17 protein-coding genes are annotated in these 16,770 nt (G+C 61.9%); 16 read left to right on the forward strand and 1 reads right to left on the reverse strand.

The features are described 5' to 3' along the window. The first annotated feature begins 89 nt into the window (after positions 1–89). From ACP3TY_RS23260 to ACP3TY_RS23335, 16 genes are all read left to right on the forward strand, one after another. Positions 90–824: a glycosyltransferase family 2 protein gene (locus ACP3TY_RS23260; RefSeq protein ID WP_401243829.1), complete on the forward strand. Its 735-nt coding sequence runs from the start codon at positions 90–92 to the stop codon at positions 822–824. Beyond that, positions 821–1,768, forward strand: coding sequence for a glycosyl transferase (locus ACP3TY_RS23265; RefSeq protein WP_426618581.1), 948 nt, complete (start codon positions 821–823; stop codon positions 1,766–1,768). Before ACP3TY_RS23260 ends, ACP3TY_RS23265 begins: the two co-directional genes overlap by 4 nt. Continuing rightward, positions 1,749–3,293 (forward strand): HAL/PAL/TAL family ammonia-lyase, encoded by a 1,545-nt coding sequence (locus ACP3TY_RS23270; RefSeq protein ID WP_426618582.1) that lies wholly within the window; start codon positions 1,749–1,751, stop codon positions 3,291–3,293. The genes ACP3TY_RS23265 and ACP3TY_RS23270 overlap by 20 nt, the downstream gene beginning before the upstream one ends. Next, the gene (locus ACP3TY_RS23275) at positions 3,286–3,711 is read left to right on the forward strand and encodes an acyl-CoA thioesterase (protein ID WP_426618583.1); all 426 of its coding nucleotides are present in this window, start codon (positions 3,286–3,288) and stop codon (positions 3,709–3,711) included. The genes ACP3TY_RS23270 and ACP3TY_RS23275 overlap by 8 nt, the downstream gene beginning before the upstream one ends. Then, positions 3,708–4,310, forward strand: a complete 603-nt coding sequence (locus ACP3TY_RS23280; protein ID WP_426618584.1) for an outer membrane lipoprotein carrier protein LolA — start codon at positions 3,708–3,710, stop codon at positions 4,308–4,310. Before ACP3TY_RS23275 ends, ACP3TY_RS23280 begins: the two co-directional genes overlap by 4 nt. After that, positions 4,294–6,633, forward strand: a complete 2,340-nt coding sequence (locus ACP3TY_RS23285) for an MMPL family transporter (protein ID WP_426618585.1) — start codon at positions 4,294–4,296, stop codon at positions 6,631–6,633. Before ACP3TY_RS23280 ends, ACP3TY_RS23285 begins: the two co-directional genes overlap by 17 nt. Further along, entirely contained in the window at positions 6,630–7,793 is a 1,164-nt protein-coding gene (locus ACP3TY_RS23290; RefSeq protein WP_426618586.1) for a sodium:proton antiporter, read from the forward strand. Before ACP3TY_RS23285 ends, ACP3TY_RS23290 begins: the two co-directional genes overlap by 4 nt. Further along, the gene (locus ACP3TY_RS23295; RefSeq protein WP_426618587.1) at positions 7,780–9,027 is read left to right on the forward strand and encodes an NAD(P)/FAD-dependent oxidoreductase; all 1,248 of its coding nucleotides are present in this window, start codon (positions 7,780–7,782) and stop codon (positions 9,025–9,027) included. Before ACP3TY_RS23290 ends, ACP3TY_RS23295 begins: the two co-directional genes overlap by 14 nt. After that, a complete protein-coding gene (locus ACP3TY_RS23300) occupies positions 9,024–9,749 on the forward strand; it encodes a class I SAM-dependent methyltransferase (protein ID WP_401243817.1) in 726 nt (241 codons plus the stop codon). Before ACP3TY_RS23295 ends, ACP3TY_RS23300 begins: the two co-directional genes overlap by 4 nt. Beyond that, complete coding sequence (locus tag ACP3TY_RS23305; RefSeq protein WP_426618588.1) at positions 9,749–10,345, forward strand: hypothetical protein; 597 nt, start codon at positions 9,749–9,751, stop codon at positions 10,343–10,345. The genes ACP3TY_RS23300 and ACP3TY_RS23305 overlap by 1 nt, the downstream gene beginning before the upstream one ends. Next, positions 10,342–11,538, forward strand: a complete 1,197-nt coding sequence (locus ACP3TY_RS23310) for a beta-ketoacyl-[acyl-carrier-protein] synthase family protein (RefSeq protein WP_426618589.1) — start codon at positions 10,342–10,344, stop codon at positions 11,536–11,538. Before ACP3TY_RS23305 ends, ACP3TY_RS23310 begins: the two co-directional genes overlap by 4 nt. Further along, the gene (locus ACP3TY_RS23315; protein WP_426618590.1) at positions 11,535–11,999 is read left to right on the forward strand and encodes a hotdog family protein; all 465 of its coding nucleotides are present in this window, start codon (positions 11,535–11,537) and stop codon (positions 11,997–11,999) included. Before ACP3TY_RS23310 ends, ACP3TY_RS23315 begins: the two co-directional genes overlap by 4 nt. Beyond that, on the forward strand, positions 11,992–12,720 hold the full coding sequence (gene fabG, locus ACP3TY_RS23320) for a 3-oxoacyl-ACP reductase FabG (RefSeq protein WP_400752157.1): 729 nt from the start codon (positions 11,992–11,994) through the stop codon (positions 12,718–12,720). Before ACP3TY_RS23315 ends, fabG begins: the two co-directional genes overlap by 8 nt. Next, complete coding sequence (locus ACP3TY_RS23325; protein ID WP_400650354.1) at positions 12,720–13,946, forward strand: beta-ketoacyl-ACP synthase; 1,227 nt, start codon at positions 12,720–12,722, stop codon at positions 13,944–13,946. The genes fabG and ACP3TY_RS23325 overlap by 1 nt, the downstream gene beginning before the upstream one ends. Positions 13,947–13,971: 25 nt before the next feature. Next, entirely contained in the window at positions 13,972–14,775 is an 804-nt protein-coding gene (locus ACP3TY_RS23330) for a hypothetical protein (protein ID WP_159811642.1), read from the forward strand. A gap of 532 nt (positions 14,776–15,307) precedes the next feature. After that, positions 15,308–15,745, forward strand: a complete 438-nt coding sequence (locus tag ACP3TY_RS23335; RefSeq protein WP_053116670.1) for a hypothetical protein — start codon at positions 15,308–15,310, stop codon at positions 15,743–15,745. Positions 15,746–15,821: 76 nt separating this feature from the next. Here the strand turns inward: ACP3TY_RS23335 and ACP3TY_RS23340 are convergent, their stop codons facing one another. Beyond that, entirely contained in the window at positions 15,822–16,718 is an 897-nt protein-coding gene (locus tag ACP3TY_RS23340) for a LysR family transcriptional regulator (protein WP_053116669.1), read from the reverse strand. Positions 16,719–16,770 lie beyond the last annotated feature (52 nt).

The following is a 16,770-nucleotide window of genomic DNA, read 5'->3' on the forward strand; positions in this document are numbered from 1 at the left end:
GCAGGCTCGCTCCCACAGAAACCGCGATCTCATGTGGGAGCGAGCCTGCTCGCGAAGCAGTCACTGCAATTTTCCAGTGGAGAAACGGCATGCATAACCCTTGCGCCGTGATCCCGGTTTATAACCACGAATCTGCGATAGGCACCGTGGTCGATGCTCTGCTCGCGCAAGATCTGCCATGCATTCTGGTCGACGACGCCAGCAAGCCCTCCTGCGCAAAAGTCCTCGATGCTCTGGCCGAACGCGACAACGTGCATCTGGTGCGCCTGACCGCCAACCAAGGCAAGGGCGGTGCGGTGATGACCGGTCTGCGTGAAGCCGCGCTGCTGAGTTTCACCCATGCCTTGCAGGTCGACGCCGACGGCCAGCACGACTTGCACGACGTCGCCCGCTTCGTTGAAGAATCCCGCGCACATCCCAACGCCATGATCTGCGGCTATCCACTGTTCGACGAAAGCGTGCCCAAGGGCCGGTTGTACGCGCGCTACCTGACCCACGTCATGGTGTGGATCAATACGCTGTCGCTGCAAATCCGCGACTCGATGTGCGGCTTTCGCGTCTATCCGCTGACCCCGACGCTGGCGGTGATCGACTCAAGAAAAGTCGGCAAACGCATGGATTTCGACTCGGATATTCTCGTCCGCCTGGCCTGGCGGAATCAGCCGATGCGTTGGCTGCAAACCAGCGTGCATTACCCGCTGGACGGCGTGTCGCACTTCCGCCTGTTCCACGACAACGCGCTGATTTCGAGCATGCACACACGGCTGTTCTTCGGCATGTTGCTGCGCTTTCCCGTGATCCTCTGGCGACGGTGGCGCGCATGACCGGCGAAACCGACAAGAAGCACTGGGCCGACCGCGAAGAGCGCGGCAGCTTCCTGCTGATGAAATTCACCGCGTTCGCCGCCAAAGTCCTCGGTCGACGCCTGCTCAGCCCGTTGCTCTACGGCATCGTTTTGTACTTTTTCCTGTTCGGTCGCACCGCGCGGCGCAGTGCCTGGCAATTCCAACAACGTCTGGCCGACTGGAGCCAACGCGATGACTTGCGCCCAAGCCACTGGCGCGTGTTCAGTCAGTTCATGGCGTTCGCCGACTCCATGCTCGACAAGCTCGACGTGTGGAACGGCAAGCTCAGCATTGAACAGATCGAAATCATCGACCCGGCGCTGCTGCGCAATCAGTTGCGTGGCACACGCGGGCAACTGCTGGTTGGCGCGCATCTGGGCAATCTCGAAGTCTGCCGCGCGCTGGCGGAGATCGGCGAAAAAGTCACCATGAACGTGCTGGTGCACACCAAGCACGCCGAGCAATTCAACCGTTTGCTCGGTGAGGCTGGAGCGACCAATCTGCGCCTGATTCAGGTCAGCGAACTCGACCCGGTGATCATGCTGCAACTGCACGAACGTCTTGAGCGCGGCGAGTGGCTGGCGATTGCCGGCGACCGCGTGCCGCTGCACGGCGGGCGCAGCGTGACCGTGGATTTTCTCGGTCACCCGGCGCCGTTTCCGCAAGGACCGTGGCTGCTGGCCGGCCTGCTGAAATGCCCGGTCAATCTGCTGATGTGCCTGAAACAAGCGGACGGTCACTATCGCCTGACCCTCGAACCGTTCGCCGACGCGGTAACGTGGAAGCGCAGCGAGCGCGAGCAGGTCATTCATCAGTGGGCCACCCGCTATGCCCAGCGCCTGAGTCACTATTGCCTCGAAGCACCGCGCCAATGGTTCAACTTTTACCCTTTCTGGAAGACCGATGACGACGCCAACCCATGAGCCGGTAACCTTCGGCGAACGCCCTTTGCGCATCGAAGACGTGCTGGCCCTGGCCAATCGTCAGGCGCCCGTGCAGTTGCAGAGCGACCCTGAGTATCGCGAGCGCATCGCCAAAGGCGCGCGATTCCTCGATTCGCTGCTGGACAAGGAAGGCGTGATCTACGGCGTGACCACCGGTTACGGTGATTCCTGCGTGGTCGCGGTGCCGCTGCATCACGTCGAAGCGTTGCCGCGTCATCTCTACACGTTCCACGGTTGCGGCCTCGGCAAACTGCTCGACGCGCAAGCGACCCGCGCGGTGTTGGCGGCGCGTTTGCAGTCGTTGTGCCACGGCGTTTCCGGGGTGCGCGTGGAACTGCTCGAGCGGCTGCACGCGTTTCTCGAATACGACATTCTGCCGCTGATTCCTGAAGAAGGTTCGGTCGGCGCCAGCGGCGATCTGACGCCGCTGTCCTACGTTGCCGCGACACTTTCCGGCGAGCGTGAAGTGATGTTCCGTGGCGAACGCCGTCAGGCTGCCGATGTGCATCGCGAACTCGGCTGGACACCTTTGGTGCTGCGCCCGAAAGAAGCCTTGGCGCTGATGAACGGCACCGCCGTGATGACCGGCCTCGCCTGCCTCGCCTTCGCCCGCGCCGATTATCTGCTGCAACTGGCCACACGCATCACCGCGCTCAACGTCGTCGCGCTGCAAGGCAATCCGGAGCATTTCGACGAACGTCTGTTCGCCGCCAAACCGCATCCGGGACAAATGCAGGTTGCCGCGTGGCTGCGCAAGGATCTGGCGATCGACGCACCGACCGCGCCACTGCATCGCTTGCAGGATCGCTACTCGCTGCGCTGCGCCCCGCACGTGCTCGGTGTGTTGGCCGACAGCCTGAACTGGCTGCGGTCGTTCATTGAAATCGAACTGAACAGCGCCAACGACAACCCGATCATCGACGCCGAAGCCGAGCGCGTTTTGCACGGCGGGCACTTCTACGGCGGTCACATTGCGTTCGCCATGGACAGCCTGAAAAACCTCGTGGCCAACGTCGCCGACCTGCTCGACCGGCAACTCGCGCTGCTGGTCGACGAGCGCTACAACCACGGCTTGCCGAGCAACCTGTCCGGCGCGCCGGCAGATCGCGCGATGATCAACCACGGCTTCAAAGCCGTGCAGATCGGCACCAGCGCCTGGACTGCCGAAGCGCTGAAAAACACCATGCCGGCCAGCGTGTTCTCGCGTTCCACTGAGTGCCATAACCAAGACAAAGTGAGCATGGGCACCATCGCTGCCCGCGATGCGATTCGCGTGCTGGAGCTGACCGAACAAGTCGCCGCCGCCACCCTGCTCGCCGCCAATCAAGGCGTGTGGCTGCGCGCTCAGGCCGAAGACGCACGACCGCTGCCACCGTCGCTGGCGGCAATGCACGAAGAGTTGGCCAAAGACTTCCCGCCGGTCATTGAGGATCGTGCACTGGAAGGCGAACTGCGCCTGTGCCTGCAACGCATCGCCGCGCAACACTGGAGGCTGCATGCGTAGCGCCGGAGTGCTTCACGCCGACACCGAAATCCTCGTGCCGTTTTTTGACGTCGACACCATGCACGTGGTTTGGCACGGCCATTACGTCAAGTATCTGGAAGTCGCGCGCTGTGCGCTGCTGGACACGATCGGCCACAACTACACGCACATGGTCGAGTCCGGTTTCGCCTGGCCGATTATCGACCTGCAACTGCGCTACGTGCGCGGCGCGGTGTTTGGTCAGCGCCTGAATGTGCGCGCCAGTCTGGTCGAGTGGGAAAACCGTCTGAAGATCAATTACCTGATCACCGACCTGCACAGCGGCGAACGCCTGACCCGCGCCAGCTCGGTGCAAGTCGCCGTCGAAGTCAGCAGCCGCGAGATGCAGCTGGCTTCACCGAAAGTCTTCACCGACGCCGTGGAAAGGATGCTGCGATGAATGTTTTTGTGAAAAGCCTGAGCGTTCTGGCGCTGCTGACGATGTCGGCACTGGCCAACGCCTTCGACCTGCAACAACTCAGCGAACAACTGGCGAAACCGGACGTGATCCACGGCCAGTTCATTCAGGAAAAACACCTGCGCGCCCTGCCGCAACCGCTGATCAGCAAGGGCAGTTTTGTGCTGGCGAAAAATCACGGCCTGCTCTGGCTACTGAAAACCCCGCTGCAGCAGGACTACCGCATCACCGCCAACGGCATCGCCCGCCGCGACGACAATGGCTGGCAAATGCTGCCAAACAAGAGCGCCGGGGCCGATCAGAACCGGCTGTTTCTCGCGGTGCTGCAAGGTGACAGCAGCGGCCTGCAACGGGATTTCGAGCTGGCCCTGAGCGGCGATGCGCAGCAGTGGAAACTGTCGCTGACCCCGCGTTCGCTGCTGCTCAAGCAAGTGTTCAAACAGATCAACATCGATGGTGGCGCCTTGGTGCAAACCATCGAACTGCTGGAAACTCAGGGCGACAGCACCGTGCTGCGCATGCAGGACAGCAGCGCCGCCGAACCGCTGAGCGACACGGAGCAACATGACTTTGCCGAGTGAACGCAGGCTGCCCTGGCTGTTTCTGATGCTGCTGCTCGCGGTTGTTGCGCTGGCCGGTTGGCAGTGGCGCGACGGTGCGCCGCTGTCGGCAAACCTGATGGAACTGGTGCCCGGCACTAACCCGGACGCCCTCGAACTGCGCGCCGAACAGCGCATGCAGGAACCGTTGAATCGCGAAATGCTGGTGCTGGTCGGCCACGCCGATCGCCAGCAAGCGGTCAACATGGCGCAGAAGCTCGGCGAGCAATGGCAGGCCAGCGGTCTGTTCGAGAAAGTGCAGTGGAACCTGCAAGCGGATCTGCCGGCGCTGCGCACGCAGTTGTTGCAAGGACGCCTGGCGATGCTCTCGGCGGACGATCAGCAACTGCTCACCGAACATCCCGATGTGTTTATTCATCAGCGAGTGCAGGCGCTGTTCGATCCGTTCAGCGGTTTCAGCCTGGTGCCGAGTCCGGACGATTGGCTGGGCCTGACCGGGCGTATCCAGAACAGCCAGCCGCAACACGGTTCGGTGCAACTCGACATCGGCAGCGGCGCGTTGATTGCCGATGCCGACGGCAAGAGCTGGGTGCTGCTGCGCGCGCGCACCACTGGCGACGCTTTCGACATGAACCTGCCGCTGAAAGTGGCGGATCTGCTGCAGCACAGCCGCGAACAAGCAGCGCAAGCCGACGTGCAATTGCTGGCCGCCAGCGGTCTGCTTTACGCGGCCAACGGTCAGCAGCAAGCGACGCGCGAAATGACCTGGGTTGGCGGCGGGGCAACGGTCGGCATTCTGCTGTTGCTGCTGCTGGCGTTTCGTCGCTGGCGAGTGCTGCTGGCATTTGTGCCGGTGTTGGTCGGCATGCTTTTCGGGGCTGTCGCGTGCGTGGCGCTGTTCGGTCATATGCACGTGATGACGCTGGTGCTCGGCTCCAGCCTGATCGGCGTGGCGGTGGATTATCCGTTGCACTACCTGTCGAAGAGCTGGAGTCTGAAGCCGTGGCGCAGTTGGCCGGCCTTGCGCCTGACCCTGTCCGGGCTGACCTTGAGCCTGATCACCAGCGCCATCGGTTATCTGGCGCTGGCGTGGACACCGTTCCCGGCGCTGACGCAAATCGCTGTGTTCTCTGCCGCCGGGTTGCTCGGTGCGTATCTGTCAGCGGTGTGCCTGCTGCCGGCGCTGCTCAACAACCTCGAGTTACGCCCGGCGCAATGGCCGCTGACGCTCGCTGAGCGCTTGATCGCGCTGCGGGAAAAACTCCTCGAACGCGTGCGCACGCCAGTGCTGTTGGCGCTGTTGATCGCCTTCTGTGTTGGCGGTCTGGTGCAGCTACAAAGCAAGAACGACATTCGCCAATGGGTCGGCGCGCCGCAGCGTCTGACCGATGAGGCGCAGACCATCGCGCGCATCACCGGTTATCAGCCGACCAGCCAGTTTTTCCTCGTACGCGCCGCCAATCAGCAGCAATTGCTCGAGCGTCAGGCAGCGCTGAGCGAGCGTCTCGAGCAACTGGTCAACCTCGACAAGCTGCAAGGCTATCTGGCCCTCGATCAACTGGTCAGCCCGCCGAGCGAGCAGGAAAAAGTCCGCCAGGCGCTGAACCAACTGCCGCAATACTGGCAGCCGCTGCTCGACCTCGGCGTGCCGCTCGCTGCGCTGCAAAGCGAGCTGCAACAGCTGCAAACCGTGCCAGCGGAAGATATCGACACCGCCCTTGCCGGCCCGCTCGGCGAACCTTATCGCACGCTCTGGCTCGGCCCGACCGAAGACGGCGTGGCGGCGATGACCAGCCTGCAAGGCCTGAACAATCCGGCGCTGTTGCGCGTGCAGGCGCTGGATCTGCCGGGGGTGCAACTGGTCGATCGCCTCGGTGAATTGAACGACGTTTTCGCCGCCACGCAGATCAGCGCCGCGGAGCTGAAACTCGCCTCCTGCGCATTGATCGTGCTGGTGCTGATGCTGCCGTTCGGCCTCGGCGGTGCGCTGCGCATCGTCGCCCTGCCCTTGCTCGCGGCGCTGTGCAGTCTGGCCAGTCTTGGCTGGCTCGGTCAGCCGCTGACCCTGTTCAGCCTGTTCGGCCTGCTGCTGGTGACGGCGATCAGCGTCGACTACGCGATCCTTATGCGTGAACAGGTTGGCGGCGCCGCGGTGAGCCTGCTCGGCACGTTGCTGGCGGCGCTGACGACATGGCTGTCGTTTGGTTTGCTCGCGGTCTCCAGTACACCGGCGGTGAGCAATTTCGGTTTGTCGGTCAGCCTTGGGCTGGCCTTCAGTTTCATGCTCGCACCGTGGGCCGGGCGTCACGCCCACACGGCAACGGTCGCGGAGTCGGCAGCGTGATGGTCGCCGGCTTTTGGCTGCTGGCCTTGGCGCTGTTCGCCGTCGCGACCCGTGTCGGTCGATATTTCGGCCTGATCCCGATTGTCAGCCAGTTGCTGCTGGCGAGCTTCGGCCTGCCGCTGCTGATGTACTTCTGGATCGAACCGGGCTGGCAATTGAGCGGTGCGGAACTGATTGCGCCGGAGTCGCTGAAAAACCTCTACAGCCTGAGTTTTGCCCTGCTGCTCGGGCACATCCTCAGTGATGTGATCGATCTGAAACTCGATCGCCAGAGCGTGAAAATCGCCCTGCCGAGTTTTCTCGTGCCATTCATCTGCGGGCTGGCAGCGGCTTATTGGTTGCTGCCGACGCAACCGTGGCTCAACTCGCTGGCGATCGGCCTGGTGTTCGCAATTACCGCGATTCCGGTGCTGTACCTGTACTTGCGCCACATCGATTACCCGCCCGCCGCCACCCGGCGCCTGGTGCAAACCGCGATACTGATCGATCTGACTTGCTGGACGCTGTTCGGCCTCGCCCAAGGCAGCCTGCACTTGAGCAGTCTGTTGCTGCCGCTGGCGCTCGCTTGTGTGCCGTTGTTGCTGCGCCTGTTCGGCGTGCGCCGACCGTTGACCTACAGCCTCGGTTTCTTCGCCCTGCTGGTGATGGCCGAGCATTACAAACTCAACGCGCTGATTTTCGGCATCGGTTATTTGCTGTGCATGGCGGCGCTGAAAATCCCGTTGGTGCTGCCGTTGCCGGCGCGCTGGATGAACCGTTTGCAGACGTGGATCGCGATCCCGCTGATCCTCACCTTTGGCATTGTGCAGATCGACGTGCACAGCGCCCTCGCCAGCCTCGGCCCGCTGCAATGGGCGGCGCTGCTGCTGTTGCCGATTGCCAGTAAACTGCTCGGCAACTGGCTCGGCCTCGGCTGGGCCGGCGCCTCGTTTGAAGGCGCCAGCCGCTGGCGTGAAAGCGTACTGCTGAACATTCGCGGCCTGAGCGAGATCGTCTTTCTCAATTTGCTCTTGCAACAACAGCTCATCACCCCGGCGCTGTACTTCGCGCTGATGCTGATGGGCCTGATGGCGACGCTGCTGCCGGCGCTGATCGGCCTGCACCGTGCACCGCTGGACATCAAAAACCACCTGCCCCGGAGTTCACGTGCCAACCGTTGAAATGGAATCCCGTCAGGTCGTGATCATCGGCGCCGGCCCGTCCGGCGCCATCGCTGCTGCCCTGCTCAAACGCCAGGGCCACGATGTGCTGGTGATCGAACGCCAGCACTTTCCGCGCTTCTCCATCGGCGAAAGCCTGCTGTGCCACTGCCTCGATTTTGTCGAAGAGGCCGGCATGCTGGACGCAGTGAATGCCGCTGGATTCCAGCGTAAAACCGGCGCTGCTTTCGCCTGGGGCGAGCGCTACAGCGCTTTCGACTTTGGCGACACCTTTACCAACGGCAAGCCCACCACGTTCCAGGTGCAGCGCGCCGACTTCGACAAGTTGCTGGCCGACCAAGCCGCGCTGCAAGGTGTGGAAATCCGTTACGGCGATGCCATCGTCAGCGTCGATTTCGACCGTGCGAAACCGCAGCTCGACGTGCGTCGCGAGGACGGCCGTGAATACCGCGTCGAAGCGGATTTCGTCCTAGATGCCAGCGGCTATGGCCGTGTGCTGTCGCGACTGCTGGATCTGGAAGCACCGTCGAATTTTCCGGTGCGCCAAGCGGTGTTCACCCACGTCGAAGATCACATCGACAACCCGGCCTTCGACCGCGAAAAAATCCTCGTCACCACCCATCCCGAACATCGCGATGTGTGGTTCTGGACGATCCCGTTCAGCAACGGCCGCTGCTCGGTGGGCGTGGTCGCGGCCGAAGCACACTTCAAGGGCCGTGACAGCGATCTCGATGCCTGCCTGCGCAGCTTCATCGCTGAAACCCCGAGCCTTGCCGGCGTGCTGAACAACGCGGTGTGGGACACCCCGGCGCGCACCCTCGGTGGCTACGCGGCGAACGTGAAAACCCTGCACGGGCCGGGTTTTGCCTTGCTCGGCAATGCCGCCGAATTTCTCGACCCGGTGTTCTCTTCTGGCGTGACCATCGCCATGCGTTCGGCGAGCATGGCCGCCGCCGTGCTGCACCGTCAGTTGCAAGGTGAAGCGGTCGACTGGCAACGCGAGTTCGCCGAACCGCTGAAACGCGGCGTCGATACGTTCCGTTGCTACGTCGAGGGCTGGTACGCCGGCACCTTTCAGGACGTGATTTTTTATGAAGACAGCCAGGCCGACATCCGCCGCATGATCAGCTCGATCCTCGCCGGTTACGCCTGGGACGAACGCAACCCGTTCGTCAGCGAAGCCCGCCGCCGCTTGAAGATGATTTCCGAACTCTGTGCAAAGGACGCCACATGAATTACTTGAGCGACAGCTACGTCGAGGAAACCCGCTTCGGTTTCTGGTTCCTGCGCAGCCACACCTGGCAGCACCATGTGTTGCGCGTGGCGATCAATGATTTGCGCGGACTGTTCAGCGAAGCGCTGCCGGAGCATCCGGTGCTGCTCGACGCCGGTTGCGGTCAGGGCAAGTCGTTCGGCCACCTGCGCCAGACCTTCGCCCCACAGCGTTTGATCGGTGTTGACGCCGATCCGCACAGCCTGGAGTTGAGTGGCGAAGAGGCGGCGCGTCTGGGCCTCGATGTGGAGCTGATCGGCAGCGATTGCGCGACGCTGAATGTGCCGGACGCGAGTGTTGATCTGCTGTTCTGTCATCAGACCTTTCATCATCTGGTTGAACAGGAAAAAGCGCTGGCCGAGTTTTACCGGGTTCTGAAACCGGGCGGTTATCTGCTATTTGCCGAATCGACCGAGGCTTACATTGATACCTGGGTGATTCGCTGGCTGTTCCGCCATCCGATGCATGTGCAGAAGAGTGCGGCGCAGTATTTGGAGATGATTCGCGGGCAAGGGTTTGAGTTTGCCGAGCGCAATGTGTCGTACCCGTATTTGTGGTGGAGCCGGTCGAAGGATTTTGGCTTGCTGGAGCGGTTTGGGGTGCTCAAACCGAAACCGTTTGGGCAGCGTGAAGAGACGTTGGTGAACGTTGTCGCGCGTAAGCCATTGGCAGAGGCTTCCTGATGTACCCCATTACCTGTAGGAGTGAGCCTGCTCGCGATAGCGGTGGGTCAGCTAACCTTTATTTTGAATGTATGACCGCTATCGCGAGCAGGCTCACTCCTACAGTTTCCGCAGTGCTGCGGATGGTGATGGTCGGCGCAATATTTCTGTTAAGTGCCTGCGCCAGCCAGGCGCCGCTGCCGGCGGGCAACCCGACGTTGCCGCTGCCGTTGCAACTGCACATCGAACGCCAGCAAGCCGAGCAACGCCAGGACTGGCTGCTGGTGATCCAGCGCGAAGGCCCGGGTATTCGTTGGTCGATGATGGATCCGCTGGGTATTCCCCAGGCGCGTCAGCAATTGATCGACGGTCGCTGGCAGGCCGATGGTCTGCTGCCGCCGAACCCGGAGGCCCGCGAGCTGTTCGCCGCGCTATTGTTCGCCCTGACCCCGTCCGCCGAGCTGCTGCGCAATTACCCTTCTGCCCAACAGCAGACCGGGCAACGTTCCCTGCCAGCGCGCTGGGACATCCGTTATTCACAACCGTTGAGCTTCGAATTGAACCTGCCCCAAGGCCCGCACTATCGCGTTTCTCCGCTCGGTGAATCGACGCCATGACCGCTTACCTGAATGCCCTCGGCGTGATTTGCGCGCTGGGTCGCGACAAGGCCGAAGTCGCGCGCAACCTGTTCGCCGGCGACTGCTCGGGCATGCGCCGCGAATCCGGCTGGGTCGTGGAGCGTGAATTGCCGGTGGCCGCCGTACACGGTGAATTGGCGCCGATCCCGCCAGCACTTGCCGATCAAAGCAGCCGCAACAATCAGTTGTTGCTGGAAGCGGCGCTACAGATTCGCGATGACATCGATCAAGCGATCCAGACTTACGGCCGCGACCGCATCGGTGTGGTGCTCGGCACCAGCACCTCGGGCATCGACGAGGCCAGCCGTGGCCTGGCGCACTATATTCGCGAGCAGCAGTTCCCGGCGGAATACGATTACCGTCAGCAGGAACTCGGCGCGCCAGCGAATTTCCTCGCCGACTGGCTGCAACTGAGCGGCCCGGCCTACGTGATTTCCACCGCTTGCACCTCGAGCGCCCGCGCCTTGATGAGTGCCCAGCGCCTGCTCGATCTGGGCTTGTGCGACGCGGTGTTGTGCGGCGGCGTCGACAGTTTGTGCAAGCTGACGCTCAACGGTTTTTCGTCGCTGGAAGCGGTGTCGGACGAACGCTGCAATCCGTTCTCGGCCAACCGCAACGGCATCAACATCGGCGAAGCAGCGGTGTTGTTCGTGATGAGCAAACAAGCTCACGACGGCCCGTCGATCGCCCTGCTCGGCGCCGGTGCCAGCTCGGACGCGCACCATATTTCCGCGCCGGAGCCGAGCGGTCGCGGCGCTCTGCAAGCGATGCAGAAAGCCCTGAGCCGCGCGCATTTGCAAACCTCGCAAATCAGCTATCTGAACCTGCACGGCACCGCCACCCAACACAACGACGCCATGGAAAGTCTGGCCGTCGCCACGCTTTTTCCCGAAGGCGTCGCCTGTTCGTCGACCAAACCGATGACCGGCCACACCCTCGGCGCGGCCGGAGCGCTGGAAGCGGCGTTTTGCTGGCTGAGCCTGAGCGCCGACAACCCTGATCACGCGTTGCCGCCGCACGTCTGGGACGGTCATGCCGATCCCGCGCTGCCAGCGCTGAAGTGGGTGACCGCCCGCGAACGCCTGACGTCCATTGCTCCCCGCTACCTGATGAGCAATTCGTTTGCCTTCGGCGGCAACAACGTCAGCCTGATTCTCGGAGACGCCCCATGACCGACTGGCCGCTCGCCGAACTGCTGCCCCATGCCGGCGACATGATCCTGATCGACAGCATCGAGCGCTTCGACGATGAACAGATTTACACCCGCCTGACGGTCAAGTCCGAAGGCCTGTTCAACCTGCCCGACGGCAGCCTGCCGGCGTGGGTCGGCGTCGAACTGATGGCGCAAAGCGTCGCCGCGTTTGCCGGTTGCCACGCGCGACAAAAAGGTAATCCGGTGGAGCTGGGTTTTCTGCTCGGCACACGCAAATTCGAGTGCAATGTCGAGGCGTTTGCTGCCGGCACCGAGCTGACCATTCATGGCCTGCGCTCGCTTGAAGACGACAACGGCATGGGCGTCTTCGAATGCCATATCCACGGCGACGGCATTCATGCCAGCGCCCGGCTCAACGTGTTTCGCCCGCCCGAAGCCACTCAATATCTGCAACAGACAAAGGAGTCGAACGATGACTGAATCCGTACTGGTCACCGGCTCCAGCCGTGGCATCGGCCGCGCCATTGCCTTGCGCCTCGCGCAGGCCGGGCACGACATCGTCTTGCATTGCCGCAGCGGCGTGACCGAGGCGCAAGGCGTTCAGGCTGAAATCGAAGCGCTGGGGCGCAAGGCGCGCATCCTGCAATTCGACGTCGCCGACCGCGAAACCTGCAAAGCCATTCTCGAAGCTGACGTCGAAACCCACGGTGCTTATTACGGCGTGGTGCTGAATGCCGGCCTGACCCGCGACGGCGCGTTCCCCGCGCTGAGCGACGACGATTGGGACGTGGTGTTGCGCACCAACCTCGACGGCTTCTACAACGTTCTGCACCCGGTGATGATGCCGATGATCCGTCGCCGCGCCGCCGGTCGCATTGTCTGCATCACCTCGGTGTCGGGGCTGATCGGCAACCGTGGCCAGGTCAATTACAGCGCTTCCAAGGCTGGCGTGATCGGCGCTGCAAAGGCGTTGGCGATCGAGCTGGGCAAGCGCAAAATCACCGTTAACTGTGTCGCGCCGGGCCTGATCGACACGGCGATGCTCGACGAAAACGTGCCGGTGGAAGAACTGATGAAAATGATCCCCGCGCAACGCATGGGCACCCCTGAAGAGGTGGCCAGTGCGGTGAATTTCCTGATGTCGGCGGAAGCCTCGTACATCACCCGCCAGGTCTTGGCGGTCAACGGAGGCTTGTGCTGATGAAGCGCGTCGTCGTCACCGGCATGGCCGGCATCACTTCGCTGGGCAGCGACTGGCAGACCATCGCCGGTAATTTCGCGGCCAACCGCAGCGGCATTCGCCGGATGGACGAGTGGGATCGCTTCAGCGAACTCAACACGCGTCTGGCCGGGCCAATCGATGATTTCGTTGTGCCGGCGCACTGGACGCGCAAGCAGCTGCGCAGCATGGGCCGGGTTTCGCGACTGGCGGTCGGCGCGGCGGAAAAAGCCTTGGCCGATGCTGGCTTGCTCGGCGACGCAATCATCAAGGATGGCCGAATGGGCGTCGCTTGCGGCTCGTCGACCGGCAGCACCGACGAGATCAAAGCGTTCGGCAACATGCTGCTCAACTCGGTGGCCGAGGGCCTTAACGCCAACTCCTACGTGCGGATGATGCCGCACACAACCGCTGCGAATATCAGCATCTTCTTCGGCCTCACCGGGCGCCTGATCCCGACGTCCAGCGCCTGCACCAGCGGCAGTCAGGGCATCGGCTACGCCTACGAGGCGATCAAGTTCGGCCGTTTACCGCTGATGCTCGCCGGTGGCGCCGAAGAACTCTGCCCGACTGAAGCGATGGTCTTCGATGCGCTCTACGCCACCAGCCTGAAAAACGATGCACCGCAGACCAGTCCGCGCCCGTATGACAAGGGCCGCGACGGTCTGGTGATCGGTGAGGGCGGCGGCATGCTGGTGCTTGAGGAACTGGAACACGCCCTCGCACGCGGTGCGCACATCCACGCCGAGATCGTCGGTTTCGGCAGCAACGCCGACGGCCAGCACACCACCCGCCCCGAGCAAGTGACCATGCGCCGCGCCATGGAGCTGGCGCTGGAAGACGCCGGGCTGACACCGGACGCCATCGGTTATGTAAATGGTCACGGTACCGCTACAGAACAGGGCGACATTGCCGAAACAATAGCCACCAGCAGTTTGTTCGGCGAACGCATGCCGATCAGCTCGCAGAAAAGCTTCCTCGGTCACACGCTGGGGGCCTGCGGGGCGCTGGAGTCGTGGTTCAGCATCGAAATGCTCAACCGCGACCAGTACGTGCACACGCTCAACCTCGACGAGGTCGATCCGCACTGCGGCAAGCTCGATTACCTGCGCGGCGAATTCCGCCAGATGCACCACGAGTTCGTGATGAACAACAATTTCGCTTTTGGTGGCGTCAACACCTCGTTGATTTTCCGCCGCTGGCACTGACCGCAATACGTTTGGAGTAGAAGGAATGACTCAGTTTCACCGCATCGCCGCACTGCTGGCCCTGGCCTTTGTGCTCGGCGGTTGCACCAGCAAACCGGTGTACAACGCTAAAGAAGAGTTTTCGCCGAACCTCGGTTTCACCCAGCAACAGATGAGCCGCGCCATCGTCACCGCGCTGAACGATCGTCAGTGGGTGGTGCAATCGGTGCGCCCGGGCATGATCAAAGCGGCGATCACCGTACGCGGTCGCCATCACGCCGAAGTCGATATCCCGTTTACCCCGACCTCGTTCGAAATCGACTACCGCAGCAGCTACGGCCTCGACGCCAAGGACGGCAAGATCCACGGCAACTACAACCGCTGGGTCAACCGGCTGCGCGACAACGTGCTCAAAGAGCTGTCGATCAACCCGGACATCGAAGCGGTCAACAATCTCGGCATCATCAAACAAGGCGCTGACGAACCGACTTACCTGAGCTTCCGTGAAGGCGTCAAACGCGCCACCGACGCCGGCCTGCTCGACGGCAGCGTGAAGTTCTACCTGGCCGGCGAAACCCTGCCCAAGCAAGTACGAAAACTCGACACCGTGAGCAGCAGCCGCAAAACCAACGGCTCAAACAAATCCGACGAAGACGCCTGCTTCTGGGCCCTGCAATCGGCACTGGCCACCCTGCAGAACGCCGCGAAAAAAGCTGACGCCAACGCGGTGATCAACATCGCCAGCGTGGATCAGCGGGATCTGTACAAAGACACCGAGAAGTTTCAGTGCCGTGCGGGGATGGTGGTGTCGAGCGTGGCGTTGAGGGGTGACCTTGCTCACGTCGACTGACTGACTGAGTGGCTAAGTGGCTAAGTGGATGAATGACCGAGTGACTAATGACTGAATGAATGCAGTCCTGTGGTGAGGGGATTTATCCCCGACGGGGCGCGTAGCGGCCCAAAAACCTGAGAACTCGGAGCATCAGACATACCGAATTCACTGGTTTGGGGACTGCTTCGCAGTCCATCGGGGATAAATCCCCTCGCCACAGGGGTGCACTTTCACAAACAGGTCGACTCCCTCAATGGCTGGTTGCCCAGCGTAAGTCCTTGAGTATTACTCGACTGTGGCGAGGGAGCTTGCTCCCGCTCGGCTGCGCAGCAGTCGCAAAACCTGCTGACGCGGGCTAACTGAAAAACCGCGAGCGCAGGATTCAGGGCCACTTCGTACCCCAGCGGGAGCAAGCTCCCTCGCCACAGGGGGCACAGCGCTCCATCTGCATCTACACTCGTTCTCGCAGGCCGATACATCGCGCCTGCCAGAACGGCGGGCCCGGTCGGTCGAGCACTCGCGGTTCTCTTTCATCGTCAAGGAGATGACCATGCAAGTGAAAGCCATGATCGCCGCCGCGCTTTTTGGCCTGCTGCCCAGCGCCAGCCATGCCACCAACCTCATGTACATGCCGTTCGAAACCGTGCTTTCGGATGCGATTCGCGCCGGGCGGCTGGATGGCAGTGTGAAGTTTTATCTGGTCGGTAATGGCCCGCAGGGCACTCAGCAGTTGCTGCGCCGGGGTGTGGTCAGTGATTTGAGCACCAACGGTTTCAACAAGAGTGATCATGATTCCTGCGAGTGGGTGTTGCAGTCGAATCTGATCAAGCTGCAGGCCGATGCCAAGCGGGTCGGGGCGAACGCGGTGACCAATATCGTCAGTTATTACGACCAGCATGTGCGCAAGGATTTGAATACTTATGAGTGTCGGGCGGGGATTTTTGTGACACGGGTGGCGTTAAAAGGGGATTTGGTGCGGTTGCCTTAACGGCAAGATCAAAAGATCGCAGCCTTCGGCAGCTCCTACATAGATCGAGGTAGGAGCTGCCGAAGGCTGCGATCTATTAAGCGGACTCAACCTTACGCGTCAGCAGTTCAACAAACGCTTTGGCCATCGGCGACTTTTGATCCTTGCGCTGCACCAGCCACACCGCCGTCACCGCTTCGGGATCGAGCAACGGCCGATAGACCACGCCGTCAATGCGCATGCGCTGGTACGACGCCGGCATCACCGACACGCCCAACCCCGCCGCCACCAGGCCGATGATGGTCATCGCCTCCCCCGCCTCTTGCGCAAAGTGCGGGCTGAACCCCGCGTCACGCGCCAGGCTCAATAGCTGCGCATACAAACCACTGCCGTAACTGCGCGGAAAGAACACGAATGGCTCATGCGCCAACGCCGCGAGAAACAAACCCTCCTCCGAGCCCTGCGCCAGCGGATGTTTCGAGCTGAGCACCGCGACCAACGGTTCGCGCATCAACTCAACCACGCTCAGCGAGTCCGGCAATCCGAGCGGGCGCATGATGCCGACTTCAATCGACTCATCGACCAACGCATCGGCAACCATCGTGCTGCTCATCTCGCGCAGGTTCAGGTGCACTGCCGGAAAACGCTGCCGAAAGGAAAATATCGCCTGTGGAATGGTCGAGTTGAACGGTGCCGACGAGGTGAAGCCAATCTTCAATTCGCCCAGTTCACCGAGTTGTGCACGTCGGGCGACATCCGCTGCCTTATCGACCTGCGCCAGCACCAGCCGCGCTTCTTCGAGAAACAATCTCCCGGCCTCGCTCAGTTCGACCCGACGATTGGTACGTTCGAACAGCCGCGCGCCGACTTCCTGTTCCAGCGCCTGAATCTGCTGACTCAGCGGCGGCTGCGAGATGCCCAACACCTGTGCGGCGCGGCCAAAGTGCAGTTCTTCGGCGACGGCGATGAAGTAGCGCAGATGACGCAATTCCATGAAAACCCCATTAGGTCGTAAAAGCTATCAAACAGGTCGAACAATATATTGG

The sequence above is a fragment of the Pseudomonas rustica genome, from assembly GCF_049959085.1.
Lineage (GTDB): Bacteria > Pseudomonadota > Gammaproteobacteria > Pseudomonadales > Pseudomonadaceae > Aquipseudomonas > Aquipseudomonas rustica.

Coding starts and splice junctions, on each gene's coding strand:
- ACP3TY_RS23265 (WP_426618581.1), top strand. CDS start 821: ATGACCGGCGAAACCGACAAGAAGCACTGGGCCGACCGCGAAGAGCGC.
- ACP3TY_RS23280 (WP_426618584.1), top strand. CDS start 3,708: ATGAATGTTTTTGTGAAAAGCCTGAGCGTTCTGGCGCTGCTGACGATG.
- ACP3TY_RS23335 (WP_053116670.1), top strand. CDS start 15,308: ATGCAAGTGAAAGCCATGATCGCCGCCGCGCTTTTTGGCCTGCTGCCC.
- ACP3TY_RS23300 (WP_401243817.1), top strand. CDS start 9,024: ATGAATTACTTGAGCGACAGCTACGTCGAGGAAACCCGCTTCGGTTTC.
- ACP3TY_RS23270 (WP_426618582.1), top strand. CDS start 1,749: ATGACGACGCCAACCCATGAGCCGGTAACCTTCGGCGAACGCCCTTTG.
- ACP3TY_RS23260 (WP_401243829.1), top strand. CDS start 90: ATGCATAACCCTTGCGCCGTGATCCCGGTTTATAACCACGAATCTGCG.
- ACP3TY_RS23305 (WP_426618588.1), top strand. CDS start 9,749: ATGTACCCCATTACCTGTAGGAGTGAGCCTGCTCGCGATAGCGGTGGG.
- ACP3TY_RS23340 (WP_053116669.1), bottom strand. CDS start 16,718: ATGGAATTGCGTCATCTGCGCTACTTCATCGCCGTCGCCGAAGAACTG.
- ACP3TY_RS23275 (WP_426618583.1), top strand. CDS start 3,286: ATGCGTAGCGCCGGAGTGCTTCACGCCGACACCGAAATCCTCGTGCCG.
- ACP3TY_RS23310 (WP_426618589.1), top strand. CDS start 10,342: ATGACCGCTTACCTGAATGCCCTCGGCGTGATTTGCGCGCTGGGTCGC.
- ACP3TY_RS23315 (WP_426618590.1), top strand. CDS start 11,535: ATGACCGACTGGCCGCTCGCCGAACTGCTGCCCCATGCCGGCGACATG.
- ACP3TY_RS23330 (WP_159811642.1), top strand. CDS start 13,972: ATGACTCAGTTTCACCGCATCGCCGCACTGCTGGCCCTGGCCTTTGTG.
- ACP3TY_RS23325 (WP_400650354.1), top strand. CDS start 12,720: ATGAAGCGCGTCGTCGTCACCGGCATGGCCGGCATCACTTCGCTGGGC.
- ACP3TY_RS23285 (WP_426618585.1), top strand. CDS start 4,294: ATGACTTTGCCGAGTGAACGCAGGCTGCCCTGGCTGTTTCTGATGCTG.
- fabG (WP_400752157.1), top strand. CDS start 11,992: ATGACTGAATCCGTACTGGTCACCGGCTCCAGCCGTGGCATCGGCCGC.